Origin of the sequence: Nocardia rhamnosiphila NBRC 108938 (assembly GCF_000720425.1) — a bacterium.
Lineage (GTDB): Bacteria > Actinomycetota > Actinomycetes > Mycobacteriales > Mycobacteriaceae > Nocardia > Nocardia rhamnosiphila.
In genome coordinates, this window is sequence record NZ_JOAJ01000002.1 from 545,148 (window position 1) to 565,764 (window position 20,617).

The following is a 20,617-nucleotide window of genomic DNA, read 5'->3' on the forward strand; positions in this document are numbered from 1 at the left end:
GCCGCGAACACGTGGTGGCCACCGTGGACGAGATCCCGCCCGGATCCTCCAAGGTGGTGCCGATCGGCCGGCACGGGGTCGGTGTCTACAACGTCGGCGGCACCTTCTACGCCATCGCCAACTACTGTCCGCACGAGGGCGGCCCGCTGTGCGCGGGCCGGACCCGCGGTCGCACGGTGGTCGACGAATCGGTCCCCGGCGATTCGGTGATGGTGCGCGACAACGAGTTCATCTACTGCCCGTGGCACCAGTGGGGTTTCGAACTGGCCACCGGTACCACCGCGGTGAAACCCGAATGGAGTATCCGCACCTATCCGGTGCGGGTGGTCGGTGACGACGTGCTGGTCACCGCCTGATCCGGCACCGCCGGAAAACCTACGACGACCCGGCCGGCCCAGTGGGCCGGCCGCGGGAGTGCCCGCCACGGTCTACTCCCCGAACCCTTCCAGGAGTGTGCGATGCCCGCGGTAACGGTGAACGGCGGCAAGGTCGTCTACGAGCTACTCGGCGCGGCCGGAGATCTCATCGTGCTCACCCCCGGCGGCCGCTACAGCAAGGATATTCCCGGGCTCCGGCCGCTGGCCGAGGCGCTGGTCGCCGGCGGGTACCGGGTACTGCTGTGGGACCGGCCCAACTGCGGCGCCTCCGATATCCAATTCTTCGGGCAGACCGAATCGCATATGCGTGCCGAAACGCTGGCCGGGTTGCTCGCCGAACTCGACACCGGTCCGGTGATCCTGGCCGGCGGTTCCGGTGGCGCCCGCGATTCGATGCTCACCACCATGCTGTATCCGGATCTGGTCACCGATCTCGTGCTGTGGAATATCGTCGGCGGGGTCTACGGCACCTTCAATCTCGGTGCCTACTACGTGCTGCCGAGCCTGCAGGCGGTGCGAGGGCTGGGTGTCGAGGGACTGCCGCGGATGCGGGAGTGGCGGGAACGGATCGCGGAGAACCCGGACAACGAGCAGCGGCTGCGGTCGCTGGACCCGGAAGAGTTCGTGAAGCTGTCGCTGCGCTGGCTCAACGCCTATGTACCGAAACCGGGACAGACGATTCCGGGCGTGGACGACGAGATGTTCGAACGGATCCGGGTGCCCACCCTCATCATCCGGGGCGGGGCGCACGATCTGGACCATCCCAAACGGACCTCACTCGAGGTGAGCTGCCTGATCGAGGGATCCACCCTCATCGATCCGCCGTGGCCCGAGGACGCCTGGGAGCGCGCGATGGAGGACCGGGCCCAGGGCCGGGTGCAGCAGTACAACATGTTCGACACCTGGGTGCTGGCGGCGCCGCAGATCCTGAAATTCCTGGGCGCGCGATGAACGGGTCGCCCGCGCCCTCAGACCGCCCGGATCCGGACCTCGCAGTTGGTGGAGGCCTCCAGCGCGGTGTGGATCCGGCTCTCCGGGACCCGCTCCAGATCGGATTCGCGCAGCAGCACCTGCAGGATGTCGTAGCCCTCGGTGCCCGGCACCCGGACGATCTCCCCGGTGAGCCCGAATCCCGCCAGGACCCCGTACGCGTCCGCATCGGTACCGCGACTCACGTAAGTGATCACGCCCGGCACCGCCGCCGTACCGAACACCCGCGCGCACTCCGCGACCACCCGTTCGGTATCGGCCGCGGCGTCGGCGGTGTCCAGCAGCACCTGCAGTTCCCGGCGGCCGCGCGGCGCGGCAGTCAGGTCCCGGTCCAGGAGCCGGGCGCCGGATTCGGCGAGACCCGCGGCCAACTCGGCCGTACCCCGGACCAGCGAGTCGGCGGCCAGTTCACCGGCCGGGTCCACGTTCACCCGCAGCACCGCAGTTCGCATGCGTTTCAGCCTAACGGGCGCGGCCGGCTTCGGCCCCTCCGCAACGAACGCGCAGCCGCGCCCGATATCCGCGGCCGGACGCCGCGCCCACTCAGGAGGGACGATGCAGCACATCTTCTCGTCGGCCGGGGGCCTCACCGTGGTCCCCTACCCCGGTAGCGACCCACGCCTGCTCCTCACCGGCGGCGGGACCGAAACCGCCTACGAATACCGGGACCGGGGCGGCTACCGCCCGGTCGGGTCGGTCGCGGCCCTGGCCGACGAGGTCGAGCGCAGCGGATTGCGCGGCCGGGGCGGCGGGGGATTTCCGTTCGCGGTGAAGGTCGCCGGAGTGCGCGGCGGCAGCCGGGTGGGCGCGGGCGCCCCCACCGGCTGGACCGACACGGTGGTCGTGGCCAACGGCGAAGAGGGCGAGCCAGCGTCGTTCAAGGACCGCTGGCTGCTGCGCCACCGGCCGCACCTGGTACTGGACGGCCTACGGTTGGCGGCAGCGCTGGTCGGTTCGCGGCGGGGGTACGTCTATGTCTCCGACCCGGAAGCCGCACGGTGTGTCGCCGCGGCCCTGGAGGAACTCGGCGGCGCGCTGCCCGACGGACCGGATATCGCTGTGGTGCAGGTCGATCCCGGGTACGTCGCCGGGGAGGAGACCGCGGCGGTACAGGCCATCGACGGCGGCCCCGCCAAACCCACCGATAAACCTCCGCGTCCCTTCGAAGCCGGTGTCGCCGGACTTCCGACGCTGGTCAGCAATGTGGAGACGCTGGCCAATCTGCCGTTCCTGGACCGCTGGGGCGCCGATACGTATCGGGCCGCCGGCACCGCACTGTCCCCCGGCACCTTCTTGGCGACGGTCACCGCCGCCGGACGCCGGCCCACACTCTACGAACTGCCGCACGGCCTTCCGTTCACCGATCTGCTCGCCCTGCATGAGGTCGCGGAATCCGAGCTGCGCGGCGCCTTGATCGGCGGATACTTCACCGGCCTGCTGGACCGCACCGTCGCGGATCTCACCCTGGATCACGAAACCCTGCACCGCGCCGGTGCCGGGCTGGGCTGCGGGGCGATCGCCCTGGTCACCGCGGAGTGCCCGGTGGCGGTGGCCGCGGGAGTCCTGAACTATTTCGACCGGGAGAACGCCGGCCAGTGCGGATCATGTTTCAACGGCACCGCGGCCATGGCCGCGGCGGCCACCGCGCTGGCCGAGGGCCGGGCCGCCGTCGAAGATCTGCACCGGTTGCGCCGCTGGGCGACCGTGCTGCGCGGACGCGGGGCCTGCGGCACCCTCGACGCCGCCTGCAATACCGCGGCGAGCCTGCTGGAACGATTCCCCCGGGAGGTCGCTGCCCATCTCGACGGCCGGTGCCCGGACTGCGCGGCGGGCCCCGCGCTCGACCACGCCCCCTACCGGGTGGCCACGGAGGTAGTGCCGTGAAGATCAAACTGGACCGCACCCGGTGCGACGGGTTCGGCCTCTGCGCCAAACATGCCCCCGACCATTTCCCCCTCGACGACTGGGGTTATGCCGTGCTGGCCGGCGGCCCGGTCATCGCGCCCGCCGACGAGGCCGCGGTGACCCGCGCCCTGTTCGACTGCCCGGTGCACGCCATCACGATGCTGCCCGAATCGAACCGGGTGAACGGCGAACCCACCTCGGACACCGGTGCTCCGGAACCGCGACCGGCATGAGCGCGACCGTGCCGGCGCTCGAGCCGAGCACCGGCACGGTCCGCGTCCGGGTATCGCCGGCGTACTAGCGGGAATCGTCCCAGCCGCAGGGCATACCGCAGGTGGTATGCGTTTCGCTGGTGGTACCGCCGTCGGCGTAGGTGCGTACGGTCGTGGACGCCTCGGCCGGGTACCCGCACCGCGGACACGTGGAGAAATAGTCCAATACCGGATACACCGTAACCAGGACCGGTTCTTCCGGACGCATCCCGGGCGGCAGCGGGAGCGCCGCGCCGGAGGTGGCGTTCAGACAGGATCGAATGACGAGATCAGCCATGAGTCCTCTACCTTCGACAGGGTCACGCGGACGCTGCTGGCCGCCAGCGCGGGATCGGGTTTCTCGGCGCTGGTGGTCGTCTGGTTGATGAACAGCAGCGCGACCGCCGAATCGGCGTGGAGTTCGGCCACCGCGGACCGAACGATCGTCGCCGTCGTCTTCACCGACTTCTCCTTGGCCGCGGGTGCGATGACCTTCTCGGTGAACTGGTTGTAGTAGGTCAGGAAATCGCCGGTCATCCGGGCTTTCGCCGCCGCGAAATCGGTGTCCAGCGACTCGGGGGAATACGAGAGCAGCGCGACAGTGCCCTCGGTCGCCGCGGTGAGGACCTCGTTGCGCACGGCGTCACCGTGATCGTCCGGACGGTACTGGAAGACCAGCAGGGAGGCGGCCACGACCACCGCGGCCACGGACACCAGCGTGAGCAGCAGCGGTTCCGGGGAACGGCGCGCGGTACGGAGGAAGCGGGGGATTCTCACGGCACGAACTCCACTTTCGACATCTTCAGGGCCGGGCCGTCCCGGGTGACGGTGACACTCAACCGCCACACCCGCGGCTCCTGCTGCGCTCCCGCGGAATTGGTGATCCGGGACACCGCGGAGACGAGCACCACCGCCGACTCGTCGGTCATGGATTCGACCGCCGAGGCGGTGATCTCACCCTGCGTGGCGACCTTCGACTGTTCGACGACCTTGGTGAAATCCTCCGAGCGCGTCTGGAAATCGGTGCGGAAGGCGCCGGTGGAATTGTCGAGCACCCGCCGTACGTCATCGGCGGCCCGCCCGGAATCCATGCTGGTGAGCGCCAGGACCCCCTGCCGCGCGGCCGCGAGGTACTCGTCGGCGCGGGCCTGTTCGGCGCCGATCCGATGGTGGTTCCAGATCGAGAAACCACTGATCACCAGCGCCGCGACCACCACCACGCCGGCGAGAGTCCGGCCCAGCGCGCGGCCCGGCGGCAGGCGGTACGCCGGTCGTGGCCACCGCCGGAACACCCGGGCGCGCCGGGTCTCGTCCGCCTTCGCGAGCTTATCCCTGACGGGTACGGCGTCTTCCGAATCGACGGAATGCGCCCCGGATGTATCGGGCGCGGGACGGTCCGGATCGGCGCCGGACTCCGTGTGCTCCGGATCGGACCCGGCCCGCTCCGAATCCGTACCGGCCGCCACCGCCGCGTCCTCGTCCGGTTCGGCGGCGGGTGCAGTATCGTCCGCGAACTCCGTCGAGGTTCCGGCCACCGGCGCCGCAGCGCCCGGTTTCTCCGCTCCGGTACCGGAACCGGGCGGTTCGCCCGATGTCCCGGCCTCCCGGCGTAGCCGCGCCGCCCGGGCCCGGGCCCGAGCCGCCGTCGCGGACGCCTGCGCGGCGACCGCTTCGGCTTCCGCGGCCGCCGCTTCGGCGTCGGCTTCCTCCGCCGCCAAGATCAGCGGGTCGGTGGTGGCCTGTGTCATGTTCCCACCTCGATCACTCGTCTGAAGGGCACTTTCGGCGCACCCCGCCCGCGGCCCACGCACGGCCGGAGCGAATGCGGAGATACGTCTAATCGCTCGCGGGCAGCGGCTTCGCTTCCTTGATGGCCAGCGGCGTACTGCCGACACTGAGCGTCCCGGCGCCGGCCTTGGTCACGAGCACTTCGGCGCCGCCGTCGTCGACATAGCGTTTGCCGATGAGATTGCCGTCCGCGAAACCCTCCTGCGGACTTCCGGCCGAGTCCGCCGCGCCACCGTCGATGGGCACCATCGGCACCCCGCCGGCCCGCAGATCGTCGAGGCTGTCGGCGGCCCGGACGATGATGACCTCGGTACTGCACACCTGGCTCCGTAGCCGGGTACCGGTTTTGACCATGAGCGTTGTTCCTTTCTCCGGCTGCGCTACGCGCCGGCGGTCTCGCGGGTGAGATCGGCGACGAGTTCGCGGCGCAGGATCTTCCCGGTGGGGGTGGCGGGGAGTTCGGCTCGGAACACCACGCGGTCCGGGGTCCGGGAGCCGCGCAATCCGGACCGCGCGTAGGCGCGCAGCTCCTCCGGATCGGGGACGCTGCCGGGATCCGCGGGCACCACCACCGCGACGATGATCTGCCCCCATTCGGCATCCTCGACGCCGACCACCGCGACCTCGTGCACGGCCGGATGCTCGACCAGGAAGTCCTCGATCTCGGCCGGGGCGATGTTCTCGCCGCCCCGGATGATGGTGTCGTCGCTGCGACCGTGGATGAACAGGTACCCGCCCTCGTCCAGTACCGCGAGATCTCGGGTCGGGAACCAGCCTTCGGCGTCGAGTACCGAGCCGATCCCGGTGTACCGGCCGGAGACCTGCGGCCCGCGGACGAACAGTTCGCCGACCGTACCGGCGGGCACGACCGCGCCGCCCTCGTCGCGGATCTGTACTTCGATCCCCGGTACCGGCTGCCCGACCGAGCCGAGCCGCGCGGCGACCGCCGAGTCGGTGGCGGCCAGGGCGGCCCGGTGATCGTCCGGGCCGAGGACCGCGAGGGTGGAACTGGTCTCGGTGAGCCCGTAGGCGTTGACGAAGCCGACCTCGGGCAGCAGTTCGAGCGCGGTCCGTACCAGGGGCAGACCGACTTTGGACCCACCGTAGGCCAGGGTGCGCAGGGTGGGCAGGCGGGCACCGCTCGCTTTCAGGCCACTGATGATCCGATCCAGCATGGTCGGTACGACGGTCGCGGTGGTGACCCGTTCGGACTCCACCAGCCGGATCCATTCCTGCGGTTCGAAATTGCGCAGGTACACCATTTTCCGGCCCGCGTACAGGTTCGACAGCGCCGCGCCGACCCCGGCCACATGGTAGGGCGGTACGCAGATCAGGGAGACGTCGTCGGGCGCGGCGGAGGCGAACTCCACCGTGCCGGTGATGTAGCCGACCAGATTGTTGTGCGAGAGCTCGACGGCTTTCGGCTGCGAAGTGGTCCCGGAGGTGAACAGCACGACCGCCGCGGACTCGGGGTCGGGTTCGGCGCCGGCCGGGTCCGCGGTCCGGGCCTGCTCCAGGAATTCCGCCGAGGCCCAGAGCAGGTCGGCCGTACCGGTGACCGCGTGCGCGTAGGCGTCGTCGTGGACGACCAGTGGCGCGTCGAGGCGCCGCACGAGTTCGGCGAGTTTGTCGCCGCTGAGCCGATAGTTCAACGGGGTGAACGGCACTCCGGCCCGGGCCGAGGCGAAGATCAGCAGCGGCAGCAGCGCACCCCCGGTACCGACATACGCGACGCTGCGCGCCCCGGTAGCCGCGATCGCGCCCGCACCGCCGTGTGCCAGTGCGTCCAGCTCCGCGCCGGTCCAGCGCGATTCACCGGAGACGACGGCCACTCGATCCGGGTCGGTCGAGGCCGCCATATCCAGCAGTAGCGAAATACTCATACGACTACTTCCTGAACGCCGAGCGTCCCCGCGCCCAGCCTGTGGTGATATCGATATTCTCGGAAACTGAGAATATCATATCCGCTGCACTGTGCCGTCGCTTCGCCGACCGCGCGGTCTGCTCCCGCCGGCTCACCGGCGGTTTTCACCGGCGCCTTCCGCGTCCCCGAGCACTCCGAAGGCGCAGAGGTTCCACACCTCGGCCGCGGTGATCGCATTCGACCCGTCGTCGGTGCGGGCGCCCTGGGCCACGAACATCACCGTTTGCAGGGTCATCGCGGCCAGCCGGCGCGGTCGCGTACCCGGCCGGAGATGACCCGCGGCGGCCGCGTCGCGCATGAGATCGGCCAGCAACTCGAACAGCGAGGCGTGCGCGACCTGGATCTCGATGGGGTCCGACATCAGCAGTTGCGGCGCGTACTCGGTGAACAGCGGACGATGCGCGCCCGGGTCCGGCCGGCAGAACTCGAACAGCAGCTCCACCGCGAGCCGCAGCTTGTCCAGCGGATCGTCGTCGTTACCGGTGGCCTCCCGGATCTGACCGGCCACTTTCGCGATCGCCTCTTCGTAGAGCGCCAGCAGCAGTTCGTGCTTGCCGTCGAAGAGCAGGTAGAAACTGCGCAGCGACTGACCCGCGTTGTCCACCACCTCGTGCATGGTGAAATCGGTACTGCCGCGTTCGGTGATCAATGCCCGGGCGGCGTCCAGGAAACGCTGAACCGCGGCGCTGCCGAACAATTTGGTGGTACGCACCGACCGCGCGTCGATCCGCTGCTGCAGGGTCAGCCCACTGCCGGCACTCCGCATGGCCGTACCTCCCGTCACCGCGGCGACTCGCACCGGAGTGAACCCGTTGTCCGGCCGGTCGCCCCACCTTTGAAAACTAGAGTATCTCTATAAGAGAATGATATTCTCATAATTCGCAAAAGGAGGTCCATCGTGCAGCTGACTTTCGACGAGGACGTGGAACGGTTCCGCGCCGAGTTCATCGCTTTCCTCGACGAGTACCTGCCGCCCGAGGCCACCGCGGTCGAACGACCGCGGTCGAGCTCACATGTGCCGCCCTGGGCCCGCGACTGGCAGTCGGTCCAATTCGATCACGGCTGGCTGGTGCCGGGCTATCCGCCCGAGTTCGGCGGCCGCAATGCCACCGTCCTGCAGCAGTACGTGCACCGCGAGGAACTGGCCGCCCGCAAGATCTACGAGAGCTGTAACCCGCAGGGCCAGGGCATCATCGCCGCCTCCCTCATCACCTTCGGCACTCCCGAACAGCAGCGGAGATGGGCCGTACCCATCCTGCGCGGCGAGATGCCGGCCGCACTCGGCATGAGCGAACCCGGAGCGGGTTCGGACCTGGCCGGGCTGCGGACCCGGGCGGTGCGCGACGGTGACCATTTCGTCGTCGACGGCCAGAAGGTGTGGACCTCCGGCGCGCACGATTCCGAGGTGATCCTCACCTTCGTCCGCACCGATCCGGCGGCCCCCAAACATCGCGGTATCTCGGTACTGCTGATCCCCACCGATACCCCGGGGGTGCGGCGCCGGCCGTTCGCGTCGGCGTGCGCCGCCGACGATCTCGATTTCAACGAGGTCTTCTTCGAGGACGCCCGCGTTCCGGTGGAGAACCTGGTGGGTGAGCTGAACAAGGGCTGGACCGTGGCCAACGGCTCGCTCGGGCACGAACGCACCCTGCTGTGGATGAGTTTCGCCCAGCGGCTGCGGATGCTGGTCGCGGATTTCACGCCACGCACCGAACTCGACACCGACCGCTTCGCGACCTCGGTGATGGATCTGCAGGCGCTGGAACTGCTGGGCTCGGCGGCCCTGGCCCGGGAATCGCGCGGCGAAACCGATGTGGCGGCGCTGTCGGTACTGAAACTCCTGGGTTCGGAAGCCGTGCAGAACGGCCTGGAGGCCGCGCTCGACGCGGCCGGCGCCGACGGCTTGACCCACCCCTCGGTCACCTCCCGGCACAATCTGCTGAACCTCGAGGATCACGCACCGAGCTGGTTCGAACGCTATCTGCGCAGCTTCTCCGGCACCATCGCGGGCGGCACCTCCGAGATCCAGCGCAATATCATCGCGCAGCGCGTCCTCGGTCTCCCCCGCAGCTGACAGAAAGGAAAGCCCGGGGCGGGAGCAGAATCGCTGCTCCCACCCCAGGTATTCAGTGGGGGAGCATCTCCTCCCAGCTGGTGTGGCTGTCGGCCACCAGGTCGGTCTGCCGGTAGAGCTGCCCGTCGGGTCCCAGGTATTCACCCGTGTTCGGGTCGTACTGGGCGAAGGCGACAGCCGGCGCGGCGGCACCCGGCGCGGTCGTATCCGCCGCCGGCGCGTTACCCGGCGACGGGGCGAATCGCGAATCCGGGGGGATGCCTTGTTCTTCCAGCTCCGGGTCGCGCGGGTACGGCCCGACCACCGGCTGGTCCGGGGCGACCGGGACGAAATCCTGGTCGCTGTTGCAGATGGCCGCGGTCGGGGCCCGCTTGGCGGGATTGCCGGCACACGGGATATTGCGTGCGCCGCGGACCGCTATCGGATGGTCCTGCGGCAGTTTGCAGTAGAGATTGTCCGGGGTGTCGATGGTGGTCACGTCCTGGGGCGACCGCCACTCCGACGGTGGGAGGAAACCGACCGTACACGCGGGCGGATCGGAGACACCGCTGATCCGGAAATCGCCGATGCCGAGCCCGGACGCGTTCTTGGTGGGCTGCACCGCCTGGACCAGGGACACCGCCGGCGGAAGCAGCACCAGCAGCTGTTCCAGACCAGCGTTGTAGGTAACCGCCAACTGCCCCACTGTGGTCAGGTTGGACAGCAGGACCGGCAGGGTGAGCTGTAGCGAATCCAGCAGTTCGGACACCTCGTCGGCGAAACCGGGCCCGGAGTGCAGCAGGGTGCGCAGCTGCGGATCGTTCGCCACCAACTGCCCGGTGACATCGGCGGTGGCGCGGGTCCAGATCCGGATCGCGTCCGCCGACCGCACCTGCGAATCCAGCAGCGGCACGGCGTCTTCCACCAGGGTGCGCGTGTTGTCGCCGACACCGTTCAGTGTCGCGGTCAGTTCCTCGGCCGAACCCAGCAGCGAATCGAGATCATCGCTCGCGCCGTTGACACCGGCGAACATCTCGTCGAGCAGCCGGCGCAGATCGTCCTTCGGGATCGTCCCGACCAGCGCGCTGAGCCGGTCCAGCATCGGGCCGACGGGTTGCGGGATCTCGGTGTCGCGGCGGGCGATGGTGGCGCCGTCGTACAGATACGGCGGGGAATCGGTGCGCGGCAGCAGATCCACGTACTGCTCACCCACCGCCGAGACGCTGCGCACCTCGGCGATCAGATCGGCCGGGATGCGGCGCGAGCCGTCGATCGCGAGCGTGGCTCGCACGCCGTCACCGGACAGGTCGACCCGGGTCACCTTGCCCACGCGGATACCCCGGTAGGTCACATTGCCGAACCGGTAGAGCCCACCGGCCTCCGGCAGGTCCACCGTCACATCGATGGTGCCGACCCCGGCCAGGCTCGGCAGTTTCATATAGAACACCGACATCACGACCAGGCCGATCACCGAGATGATACTGAAGATGATCAGCTGGGCACGAACGAAGCGGGACAGCAGCATCAGCGGCCTCCGATCCCGGGCGGCAGGGGTATCTGCGGTAGCGGTAGCTGCGGCAGGGGGAACGGCAACGCGGGTGCCGGGGCGGGCGGCGCAGGTGGCGGCGCCGGGGGCTGCTCCGGTGCGGGGGCCGGGGTGGACTCCGGGGCCGGGGCGGGCGGCGGCGCGGTCACTCCGAAACCGAGCGGATTCTTCGTCTGCTCCGCGTAGCCCGGGTCGCCCACCGCCGCCTGGATGACGGCGGTGGGGTCGCCCCACGGCGTACCCAGCAGCAACTCCCGGCGCAGTCGCGGGATGGTCAGGTCGACCGTCGCGAACAGGTTGATGAAATCGCCGCGCACCCCGTTGTCGACGAGGTACTGCCCGTAGGGGAACACGGTCGCGAACGCGATGGCCTTGTTGATGTCCGGGCCCACATCGGCCAACGCCTTCAGCGTGGGTTCCAGATTGCGCAGGTTGGTGAGCAGATCGTCGTGCACCGCGGTCAGCACCCCGTTGGCCGTATCGTTGAAGGTGCGCAGGTGGTCGAGCGCGGTCACCAGGTCCGGCCGCTCCCGGATCAGGACGTCCAGGGCCGGCGGGATCCGGCGCAGGGCCTCGGTGAGGACGTCGCGCTGGGACGCGAAGGTTCCGCCGAGCCGGTTGAGTCCGTCGATGGTGGCGACGATATCGGCGCGCTGGGCGTCGAGCGCGCCCAGGAAGATGTCCAGCCGGTCCAGCAGGGCGCGGATATTCGTCTCGCGCCCCTCGAACGCCGCCCCGAGACTGCTGACGATATCGCCGACCTGGCCCAAACCGCCGCCGTTGACCACCACCGACAGCGAGGCCAGGGTCTGCTCGGTCGACGGGTAGGTGGCCGTGTCGTCGAGGGTGATCCGGGCGCCGGAATCCAACCGGCCCTGCGGCGCCTGCCCGGCCGGCGGATCCAGGGCCAGATGCATCGATCCGAGCAGACTGGTCTGCCCGACCCGCGCCTGCGCGTTCGCCGGAACCACCTCGCCCGGCTCGATGGATACCTCCACCAGCGCGTGCCAGTTCTCGACCCGGATATCGCCGATACTGCCGACCACCACATCGTCGATCAGCACCGGTGAGTTCGGGGTCAGGGTGCCGACATCGGCCATTTCGACGTAGAGCGTGGTGGCGTCGGGACCGCGGCCCGTGGCTCCGGGTAACGGCAGCGAGTTCACCCCGTCCCACGCGCATCCGGAGGCGGTGGCGATCACACACGCGAACCCCATGACGGCCCTGCGCACCCGGCGCGCACGTCCCTGTCTCGCCATGGGATCACCGCCCACCGGGGAAGAGGATTTCGGCGAGGGTGGGCGCCGGTGGAGGTGGCGGAGCCGCCGGGTCGACGGCCGCCGCCGCGGGAACCAGATCGGGTTCGCTGTAGATGATGTTGTCCGGCGAGGCCGAGGGCCCGAGTCCGGGATTCACCGGCACCGGAAGGTAGTTGAAGTTCATCAGTCCGAGTACCGGCCCGAGGTAGTCGCGGCATTTGCGCGCGGCCTCTTCGGCGCCGATATTCTCCACGCTGGCGATACCGCCGCAGACGAACTCGATCGGATTGGAGAAGTTGTTCAGCACGAAAACCCCTGCTTCGGTGCCGGTATCGGGGTTGTAGATGTTGTAGAAGTTGGCCAGGCTGGTCGGGAAGATGTGCAGCAGCTCCTCGAGCTCGCCCCGGTTGTCCACCAGGTTCTGGGTGACGTCGGCCAGCCGGCCCACCTGTTCGCTCGCCTTGTCCCGGTTCTCCGAGACGAAGCGCTGCACCTCGCCCACCGCGATGGCGAGATTGTTCAGGGCCGCGTCGAGCTCGGAACGGCTGCTGTCCAGCACGCTGGTCAGCGTGGCCAGCCGGTTCTGGAACTGCACGATCTGCACATTGCTGTCGCGCAGCGCGGTGACGAAGATCTGCAGGTTCTTGATGGTGTCGGCGATATCGCCGCTACCGTGCGCCAGGATGCGGCCGACCCCGGACAGCTGTGCCAGCACCTGGCGCAACTTGTCGCCATTACCGGCGAGGGCATCGGCGGCGCTGTCGATGAACCGCCCCGCGGGCCCGGAGGATTTGTCGCCGTCGGGTCCCAGTTCGGTGGCCAGCCGGGTGAGCTGGGTTTTGATCTCGTCCCATTCCACCGGCACCGCGGTGCGTTCCAGCGGGATCACGGCACCGTCGGGCATGGTCTCGCCCTCGCCGCGATAGGCGGGGGTGAGCTGGACGTAGCGGGAGTCCACCAGACTCTGCGCGACGATCACCGCCCCCGCTTCGGCCGGGATGTCCACGTCCCGGTCGATGCGCAGTGCCATTTCCACGGTGGTGCCGCGCGGTTCGATACCCGCGATGGTGCCGACCTTCACCCCGGACACCCGCACATCGTCGCCGGGGTAGATGGCGGTGGCGGTCCCGAATACGGCACGAATGGTGGTGGGCGCGAGCACTGTCCGGTTCACCACGACGAATGCGGCGGCCACCACCGCGACCGCCAGGATGCCCGCCACGAGCCGTGTGATCAGTGCCCGGTTCATCGCGGCGCCTCCGGTTGTGGTGCCCCGGGTTGCGGTGCGGCCGGTTGCGGAGCCGGTGGCTGCGGGACCGAGCCGCCGAACGCGGCGTCCACGAATGGCCGGATCCACTGGGCCGGGATCAGGTTGGCGACATAGGCGTTGTAGAACGGTCCGCCGGATACCGCTTCGCCCTGGGTGAGGGAGGCTTTCGCCAGACCCGGGATGGCCGCGGCGATATTGTCCCGGTTGCGCTGCAGTAGTGCGGCCACCGAATTCAACCGGTCCAGGGCGGGCCCCAGCCGGGCTTCGTTATCGGCCACCAGCTTGGTGAGCTGATCGGCCACCGCCGCCGTATTGGCCAGCAGCGTCGCGATCGCCTGTCGGCGATCATCGAGGACCCCGATCAGCGTATTGGCATTGAGCAGCATGGTGTTCACCTGCTGACTGCGGTCGGCGAGGATCGCGGTAACGTCCCGGGACGCGGTGAGCAGATCGCGCAGCGCGGTATTGCGGCTGTTGATGGATTTCGACAGCTCCGACAGGCCGTCGAACGCGGGGCCCAGCTGCGGTGCGATCTGATCCAGTGTGGACGACAGCATATTCAGCGAGTTGTTCAGCGAATCGGTATCCATGGCACCGGCAGTGGTGGTGAGGTCGCCCAGCGCGTCGGTCAGCGAATAGGGCGATGAGGTCCGCTCCACCGGGATGGTGTCCAGCGGGCGCAGGTGTTCGGTGCCGCGCGGAACCAGGGTCATGATCCGCTTGCCCAGCAGCGAACCCGTCTTGATCTGTACCGAGCTCTCCGCCCCGACCGGAACCGAGCTGCGCACCGTGAACACCACCCGCGCGTCCCCGTGGTCGAGTCCGACCTCGGTCACCGAGCCGACCCGCACCCCCGACACGATCACCTCGTCCCCGGCCTCCAACCCACCGGCCTCCTGGAAAACGGCTTGATAGCGCACCGTGGTGCCCCAGGCGATCGCCTGCTGTGACTGCAGCCCGAGGGAGATGACACAGAGGATGAGCACGATCCCGACCAGACCGTGCCGCAGCAGATGTCTTCCGCGATATCGAAACATCTCAGGGAGCGCACCTTCCGTCGGTCTGTACGGCGGCCGGGATCTCCACGACCTGCCCGGACAGATCGTTGACCCGTAGCGTCAAATCGCACAGGTAGTACTGGATGAAGTTGCCGTATGCCCCGGTGCGCACGAGTTTGCGGAAGTTCTCCGGCGCCTTCTGCAGTGCGGTGTCGAGGGTCTGGCTGTCGCCGTCGATATTCGCGGCGAGCTGGTTGACCTGCGCGATCGCCCCGGCCAGCGGCGACCGGCCCTGGGTGAGCAGATCGGCGACGGTGGCGGTGCCCGCCTCCAGCGAGTCGATCGCCGCGGCAATGGGGTCGCGGTCGTTGCTCAGTTGGGTGATGAGCTGTTCGAGCCGGTCCACCAGATTCGTGAACCGGCCGCCCTCCGCGGACAGCGTGGTCATCACGGTGTGGAGATTGTCGATCAACTGCTCGATGACCTCGTTGTTGTCGGCGAGCGCCGCGGAGAACGACGCGGTCCGGCCGAGGATGGAGTTCACGGTGCCCTCCTTGCCCTGCACGATTTCGAGTAGCGACCAGGTCAGCGCGTTCACATCCCGGGCGTTGAGTCCCTGGATCACCGGTTTCAGCCCGCCGAGCAGCAGGTCCAGATCGAGGGCCCCGACAGTGTTCTGCACCGGCAGCTGCCCACCGGCGGGCAGGGCGTTGCCGGGTTTGTCGGTGAGTTCGAGATAGCGGTCGCCGACGAGGTTGAGGTAGCGCACGGCCACCTGCGTGCCGGTGGTCAGCGGCAGCGCGCGGTCGGCGTCGAAATCCACCCGCACCCGGTGGTCCCGCTCCAGCGTGACACCGCGCACCGAGCCCACGACCACACCCGAGACCCGCACGGTGTCGCCGTCGCGCAGGCCCGACGAATCGGCGAACATCGCCGAGTACTCGGTGGTGGATCCGCTGCGGTACTCCCCGAACACGATGATCAGGCAGGCGGAGAGCACCACCATCACCGCGGCGAAGATGCCGAATTTCACCAGCGGGGTGTTCCGATTGCTCATCACGGGGCTCCCTTCCCGGCGGCAGCCGGACCGAACAGCGCCCGCGCCAGCGATTCGGTGTTCAGGGTCAGCCCGGACCGGAACGGCCCGGCGTGCGGATTGGCGCCGATATCGGTGACCACGTACGGCGGGAAATCCTCGTAGCCGACCGGCAGCATCGAACACTGCGGCCCGCCCGAGGCCGCGACCTTCGGCAGATGATCCGGATAGCGGTAGGGCTCCACGCCCCAGAGGAAGTTCGCCGACAGGCCGATACCGGGCACCTTCACCGGATCCACGGACGCCAGATAGCCGAGGCCGTCCAGCGCGCAGGTCAGGGCCTGCCGGTAGCGGTTGGTGAGGTCGGTGGTCGGGACCAGGACGTCGAGGGCGCTCGCCAGCGCCGGTCCGTTGTCGCCGATCACCCGGTTCCCGGTATCGGCCAGACCGATGAGACTCATGAGCAGGACGTCGAGCTGCTGTTGTTCGGCCACCACGGTATCGCTGAGCGCGGTGGCGTTGCCGACGGTCTGCATGAGGGCGGGCGCCGAATCCGCGTACACTCCGGCGACCTGCGGCGCCATCGCGAGATCGGCGCGCAGTGCGGGCAATCCGGGCTCGAGTTTCGCCAGGAACGCCTCCAGATCGACCATCATCTGGCCCACCCGGTCACCGCGCCCGCGCATCGCATTGGCCAGCGCGCCGAGCGTCTCGTTGAGTTTCTCCGGCTGGATCTCGCCGAGCACCTCGGTGAGCTGCTGGAACACCGTATTGATCTCGACCGTCACACTGTCGGCGGCGAACACCTGGCCGGGTTCGAGATGACGGTCCGAGGGCTGGTCGGGCGGTACCAGCTGGATGTACTTGGCGCCGAACACGGTGGTAGAGGCGATATCCACGGTGACATCGGCGGGAATGCGGTCGAGTTGGCCGCGGTCGATGGCCAGTTCGATCTCGGCGGTGCCGTCCGGGCGTTCGGCGATCGACTGCACCGCGCCGACGGTCACTCCGCGCAGTTTGACCTCGGCGTCCGGGTACATCACCAGACCGGCCCGTGGCGACCGCACCGTTACGCCGACGGTATCGGCGAACGCACCCTGGAAGAGGGCGACCGCGAGGACCACGACGGCCGTTCCCGCGGCGACCGCCAGCAGACCCGCGGCGGGCCGGCCCGCCGCGGACAGCGGCCGGAGCCGATCCCGCCAGCGTCGCCCGGCGGCGGGAGCCGACGGGTGCGGCCCCACCGCCGGCCGATCCGGCCAGGACTGATTTTCCTTTGCCACCAGCGCCATCCCTACCCCGACAGCTCGAAGTTTCCGTTGGACCCGTACACGGCCAGCGAGACCAGCAGCGTCACCGATACGACCGCGATGAGCGAGGTGCGCACCGCGTTGCCGACCGCGGTCCCGACACCGGACGGACCGCCGGCGGCGAAGAAGCCGAAGTAGGTGTGGATCAGCAGGATCGTGATCGCCATGAGGATCGCCTGCAGGAACGACCAGATCAGGTCGATCGGGTTGAGGAAGGTGGCGAAATAGTGGTCGTAGAGTCCGGAGGACTGTCCGAGGATCACCACAGTGGTGAACCGGCTGGCCAGGAACGAGGCGATCACCGCGATCGCGTACAGCGGGGTGATGGCGATCATCCCGGCCATGATCCGGGTGCCGACCAGGTACGAGATCGGCTCGATGGCAATGGATTCCAGGGCGTCGATCTCCTCGTTGATACGCATGGCGCCCAGCTGCGCCGTCACGCCTGCGCCGAAGGTCGCCGCCAACCCGATACCGGCCACCACCGGCGCCGAGATCCGGACATTGATGAACGCGGACAAAAAGCCCGTGAGCGCCTCGATTCCGATATCGCCGAGGGAGCTGTACCCCTGTACCGCGAGGGTGCCGCCGGTGGCGAGGGTCAGGAAACTGACGATCACCACCGTGCCGCCGAAGGCGGCCAGCGTGCCCGCGCCCATACTGATCTCGGCGATCAGCCGGATGGTTTCGCGCTTGTACCGCCAGGCCGCCAGTGGCGCGGACGCCAAGGCCTTCACATAGAAGATGGCATGGTCACCGACCCGGCCCAGGATGTCCACCGGTTTGCGCAGGCGGCGGATCAAGACCGGATACCGAGCCGTCAGGACCTCGGAGGCTGTCATCGGATACCTCCTCTCATCCGGTCGTCAACTGGATGCCGATCGCCGTCACCATCACATTGATGACGAACAGCGACATGAACGCGTAGACAACGGTCTCGTTGACCGCATTGCCGACCGCTTTGGCGCCACCGGTGACGATCAGCCCGCGATAGCAGGCGACGATCCCGGCGACCAGCCCGAACAGCAGGGCTTTCACCGACGAGATGATGACCTCGTTGATACCGGTGAGCAGCGTGATACCGGCGACGAAAGCGCCCGGGTTCACGTCCTGTACATAGACCGAGAAGACGTATCCGCCGAGCACCCCGATAATGCAGACCAGGTTGTTCAGCAGGAGTGCGACCAGGCCGGAGGCCAGCATGCGCGGGGTGACCAGACGCTGGACCGGGTCGATCCCGAGCACCTCCATGGCCGCTATCTCCTCCCGGATGGTCCGGGAGCCCAGGTCGGCGCACATGGCGGTGGCCCCGGACCCGGCCACGATCAGCACCGTCACCATCGGGCCCACCTGGGTCACCGCGCCGAAGGCCGCGCCCGCCCCGGAGAGGTCGGCGGCGCCGAGTTCGCGCAGCAGGATATTGAGCGTGAAGCTGACCAGCACGGTGAACGGAATCGCGACCAGGAGCGTGGGCACCAGCGAGACCCGCACGATGAACCACGCCTGTTCGAGGAACTCGCGGGTCTGGAAAGGGCGGCGGAAGGCGAATTTCACGGCGTCGGCGGTCATGGCGAACAGCCCGCCCACAGTCTGGAGAGGTCCGGCGACGCGATCCTTGGCCCGGATCCAGACCGGGGTGCGGGTGGTCATCCGAGCCTCGCGGTGCCGCGAGTCGAAGCCGGGTCGTTCGGGCGGTCCCCCGGCGGGCCCGGGATCCACCCGGGCAACGAGGAATTCGGCATCGAAGTGCTCCTGTCGAACGATCGACGGCTCGGTGGGTGTTCCGGACGGCGTACCCCCACCGGGACGGGGCGGCTCCGGACGAGCCGCGGCGCGACGAGCGGTACCCGGGGGACGGCTACGGATCAGGATCCGATGGCTGCGGCCGTCTCAGTCGGCATGCTGTCGCATATCTCGGTACGGAAATGTCATTCTCAATTTCCAATAGGATGGCATCCGAATTGGGAGAATTCAATACTTGTCGGCAAGTTGCCCGGAATACCCAGGCAGACCGGGCAAACGGCTGCGCGACCGCGGCGAAACCGCCTCGAACAGGCATGATCCCCCACCGCACGGTCGGCGAAACCCGCGCGTCAGCCCCCGGGCGACTCCCGAGTTGTGAAATTCAACGTTTCAAAATCCCCCGACACTTCGGACCCGGATTGAATTCGCACGAATGCGTACGAAACGCTTTAGAGATCACGCGATCCCGCACCGAACCGCGAACGGAATAACAGCGGCGCCACCCCGCCTCCCACCTGTCCGGCCCAGGGACCGGCCACCTGCCGCCGCACCACTGTCCGGGTCGGCGCGATACCGCACCGACCCGGCCCGCCACTACCGCACCCCGACGGGATCACCCACCGCGGGATGCGCCGACGAAAGCTCAGACCGCGGGCACCAGGTCCGCGCAGAACGGCGCGTACTCCATGGCACCGCTGCGGAAGATCTCACTCGGCGTCACCGCGGTGGGCGACAGCCCGGCCGCCACCATCGCCTGCGCCTTGAACGCCCGCGCCGCGTAGCTGAGCCGGTGCAGCACCGGGTCCACACCGTGATCCTGACCGGCCGGCCAGCCGTCACCCCAGACGACGACCTCGATCCCGCGATCCTCGAGTGCCCGCAGTACACCCTTGCGGGCCCGGCCGTCCCGGCTACAGACATCGGCATTGACGGCCAGGGCCTGCGGCAGCCGGCCGGGCACCTCCGTCGCCAGCACCGCGTCGAGTTCACGCACCTCGGCGCCGAGAATCTTCAACGGCCGGGTATCGGAGGGTTGCGCGAGCAGGACGGTCACATCCCAGCCGGCCACCGATCGATCGAACAGCCACCCGCCGGCGAACTGGACCGCATCGGCCACGGTCGCCGCCACCACATCGAGCCGGTACCTCATCACATCTCCTTCGCCGCCAAGTCGCGGGCCAGCGACTCGGTGTAACCGTTGAATACGTCGGCCAGCGGGATCGAACGATCGAGCAGCCATGAGATCTCCATTCCGTTCAAGAAGGCCACGATTTCCACGGCACGCATCCGTGGATCGATATCGCGCCGGTACCGGCCGCTGTCCTGGCCTCTCCGGATCGCCTGGACGACGAGTTCGACAGCCGTATGCCAGCGATCGAGCATTCGATCGTGCAACGGCGCCTCGGGCATCAGGTTTTCGACGAGCAGCACCACAAAGGTGCCGACCAGTTCCGGATGGCGTTCCATCCGGGTGACCACCTTGCGGATCTCGACCACGAGGTCACCGCTGATATCGGCGTCCTCGAGATCCTGGGCGTCGCGGGCATCCAGAACGGCGTGCAGCAGTTGCTCTTTCGAGGAGAAGTGGTGCAACAACCCCGCGGAGGTCACTCCGGCCTCTCCGGCGATCTGCGCGAGTGTGGTCCCGCGCCAACCATTTCGGGTGAGCAGTCGCTGCGCGACGGCGAGGATGCGTTGCCTGCGGTCTTCTCCCTTGGCGAGAAGTGAGGCGTAAGGACGAGGAGCTGTCATGGCCCGAACCCCGATCTGACAAACCTAGTGAACACACAGTAGGTTGGTTTCAGGCCTGTGACAAGGGTTACAAGGAAGTTGCCCCGGCAATGGGCCTTCACAGGCGAATCGCGGTCGCGACCGATTCGGAATCCACCGAGAGCACCTGTTGCGCGGCCCGGCGTGAACCCCTGATGAAAATAGCATTCTCCCTGCACTAGCCGCAGAAGAACAACCAAATCCAGGCACACCGATAGAACGTCACTCTCCTAATGTGATAATGTCGTTTTCAGCTTGGCGGGTGACCACCGGGACCCGGCCGCGCGCAGCACCGATCACCCGAGGCGACCGGCCATACGGAATCGGCATGACACCGTGACGGCAACGGCAGCCCGGGACCACGACCGCCGACGGCAGATTCGCGAATCAAACGATC

At 68.3% G+C, this 20,617-nt stretch carries 22 protein-coding genes; 5 read left to right on the forward strand and 17 right to left on the reverse strand.

Annotated elements, in window-relative coordinates:
• Positions 1–11 precede the first annotated feature (11 nt).
• Positions 12–356: a Rieske (2Fe-2S) protein gene (locus IG75_RS0111390; RefSeq protein ID WP_051714523.1), complete on the forward strand. Its 345-nt coding sequence runs from the start codon at positions 12–14 to the stop codon at positions 354–356.
• 102 nt (positions 357–458) lie between these two features.
• Positions 459–1,328, forward strand: coding sequence for an alpha/beta fold hydrolase (locus IG75_RS0111395; protein ID WP_030521189.1), 870 nt, complete (start codon positions 459–461; stop codon positions 1,326–1,328).
• Positions 1,329–1,345: 17 nt separating this feature from the next.
• On the opposite strand, the gene IG75_RS0111400 is transcribed toward IG75_RS0111395, so the two are convergent.
• Positions 1,346–1,819, reverse strand: a complete 474-nt coding sequence (locus IG75_RS0111400; protein ID WP_030521190.1) for a hypothetical protein — start codon at positions 1,817–1,819, stop codon at positions 1,346–1,348.
• Positions 1,820–1,922: 103 nt separating this feature from the next.
• On the opposite strand from IG75_RS0111400, the gene IG75_RS0111405 reads away from it, so the two are divergent.
• Together IG75_RS0111405 and IG75_RS0111410 are read left to right on the forward strand one after the other, a co-directional pair.
• Positions 1,923–3,251: an NADH-ubiquinone oxidoreductase-F iron-sulfur binding region domain-containing protein gene (locus IG75_RS0111405; protein ID WP_051714492.1), complete on the forward strand. Its 1,329-nt coding sequence runs from the start codon at positions 1,923–1,925 to the stop codon at positions 3,249–3,251.
• Positions 3,248–3,505, forward strand: a complete 258-nt coding sequence (locus IG75_RS0111410; RefSeq protein ID WP_051714493.1) for a ferredoxin — start codon at positions 3,248–3,250, stop codon at positions 3,503–3,505. Before IG75_RS0111405 ends, IG75_RS0111410 begins: the two co-directional genes overlap by 4 nt.
• A 64-nt stretch (positions 3,506–3,569) precedes the next feature.
• On the opposite strand, the gene IG75_RS0111415 is transcribed toward IG75_RS0111410, so the two are convergent.
• The 6 genes from IG75_RS0111415 to IG75_RS0111440 form a co-directional block, all read right to left on the reverse strand.
• Positions 3,570–3,821, reverse strand: coding sequence for a hypothetical protein (locus IG75_RS0111415; RefSeq protein ID WP_156058842.1), 252 nt, complete (start codon positions 3,819–3,821; stop codon positions 3,570–3,572).
• Positions 3,791–4,300, reverse strand: a complete 510-nt coding sequence (locus tag IG75_RS0111420) for a twin-arginine translocation pathway signal (protein ID WP_156058844.1) — start codon at positions 4,298–4,300, stop codon at positions 3,791–3,793. Before IG75_RS0111420 ends, IG75_RS0111415 begins: the two co-directional genes overlap by 31 nt.
• Entirely contained in the window at positions 4,297–5,271 is a 975-nt protein-coding gene (locus tag IG75_RS0111425) for a hypothetical protein (protein ID WP_030521195.1), read from the reverse strand. Before IG75_RS0111425 ends, IG75_RS0111420 begins: the two co-directional genes overlap by 4 nt.
• Before the next feature lie 88 nt (positions 5,272–5,359).
• Positions 5,360–5,665, reverse strand: a complete 306-nt coding sequence (locus IG75_RS0111430) for a hypothetical protein (RefSeq protein ID WP_030521196.1) — start codon at positions 5,663–5,665, stop codon at positions 5,360–5,362.
• Between the two features lie 26 nt (positions 5,666–5,691).
• Entirely contained in the window at positions 5,692–7,194 is a 1,503-nt protein-coding gene (locus tag IG75_RS0111435; RefSeq protein ID WP_030521197.1) for a class I adenylate-forming enzyme family protein, read from the reverse strand.
• Positions 7,195–7,326: 132 nt separating this feature from the next.
• On the reverse strand, positions 7,327–8,001 hold the full coding sequence (locus IG75_RS0111440) for a TetR/AcrR family transcriptional regulator (protein ID WP_051714495.1): 675 nt from the start codon (positions 7,999–8,001) through the stop codon (positions 7,327–7,329).
• 132 nt (positions 8,002–8,133) lie between these two features.
• Here IG75_RS0111440 and IG75_RS0111445 point away from each other — a divergent pair, with 132 nt between their 5' ends.
• Entirely contained in the window at positions 8,134–9,309 is a 1,176-nt protein-coding gene (locus tag IG75_RS0111445) for an acyl-CoA dehydrogenase family protein (protein WP_030521199.1), read from the forward strand.
• Between the two features lie 52 nt (positions 9,310–9,361).
• Here the strand turns inward: IG75_RS0111445 and IG75_RS0111450 are convergent, their stop codons facing one another.
• The 10 genes from IG75_RS0111450 to IG75_RS0111500 all read right to left on the reverse strand — a co-directional run bounded on the left by IG75_RS0111450 (position 9,362) and on the right by IG75_RS0111500 (position 20,202).
• Positions 9,362–10,810 (reverse strand): MCE family protein, encoded by a 1,449-nt coding sequence (locus tag IG75_RS0111450; RefSeq protein ID WP_030521200.1) that lies wholly within the window; start codon positions 10,808–10,810, stop codon positions 9,362–9,364.
• A 2-nt stretch (positions 10,811–10,812) separates the two neighbouring features.
• Positions 10,813–12,093, reverse strand: coding sequence for an MCE family protein (locus tag IG75_RS0111455; RefSeq protein ID WP_081876824.1), 1,281 nt, complete (start codon positions 12,091–12,093; stop codon positions 10,813–10,815).
• 4 nt (positions 12,094–12,097) lie between these two features.
• Positions 12,098–13,342, reverse strand: coding sequence for an MCE family protein (locus tag IG75_RS0111460; RefSeq protein ID WP_051714496.1), 1,245 nt, complete (start codon positions 13,340–13,342; stop codon positions 12,098–12,100).
• A complete protein-coding gene (locus IG75_RS0111465) occupies positions 13,339–14,400 on the reverse strand; it encodes an MCE family protein (RefSeq protein ID WP_030521203.1) in 1,062 nt (353 codons plus the stop codon). The genes IG75_RS0111460 and IG75_RS0111465 overlap by 4 nt, the downstream gene beginning before the upstream one ends.
• A 1-nt stretch (position 14,401) precedes the next feature.
• A complete protein-coding gene (locus tag IG75_RS0111470; RefSeq protein WP_030521204.1) occupies positions 14,402–15,418 on the reverse strand; it encodes an MCE family protein in 1,017 nt (338 codons plus the stop codon).
• Positions 15,418–16,680: an MCE family protein gene (locus IG75_RS0111475; protein ID WP_245713294.1), complete on the reverse strand. Its 1,263-nt coding sequence runs from the start codon at positions 16,678–16,680 to the stop codon at positions 15,418–15,420. Before IG75_RS0111475 ends, IG75_RS0111470 begins: the two co-directional genes overlap by 1 nt.
• An 11-nt stretch (positions 16,681–16,691) precedes the next feature.
• Complete coding sequence (locus tag IG75_RS0111480; protein ID WP_030521206.1) at positions 16,692–17,549, reverse strand: MlaE family ABC transporter permease; 858 nt, start codon at positions 17,547–17,549, stop codon at positions 16,692–16,694.
• A gap of 13 nt (positions 17,550–17,562) precedes the next feature.
• Complete coding sequence (locus IG75_RS0111485; protein WP_030521207.1) at positions 17,563–18,357, reverse strand: MlaE family ABC transporter permease; 795 nt, start codon at positions 18,355–18,357, stop codon at positions 17,563–17,565.
• Positions 18,358–19,093: 736 nt separating this feature from the next.
• Positions 19,094–19,600 carry a hypothetical protein gene (locus IG75_RS0111495; RefSeq protein ID WP_030521208.1) on the reverse strand — a complete coding sequence of 169 codons (507 nt, stop codon included), beginning with the start codon at positions 19,598–19,600 and terminating at the stop codon, positions 19,094–19,096.
• A complete protein-coding gene (locus IG75_RS0111500; protein WP_030521209.1) occupies positions 19,600–20,202 on the reverse strand; it encodes a TetR/AcrR family transcriptional regulator in 603 nt (200 codons plus the stop codon). Before IG75_RS0111500 ends, IG75_RS0111495 begins: the two co-directional genes overlap by 1 nt.
• Positions 20,203–20,617 lie beyond the last annotated feature (415 nt).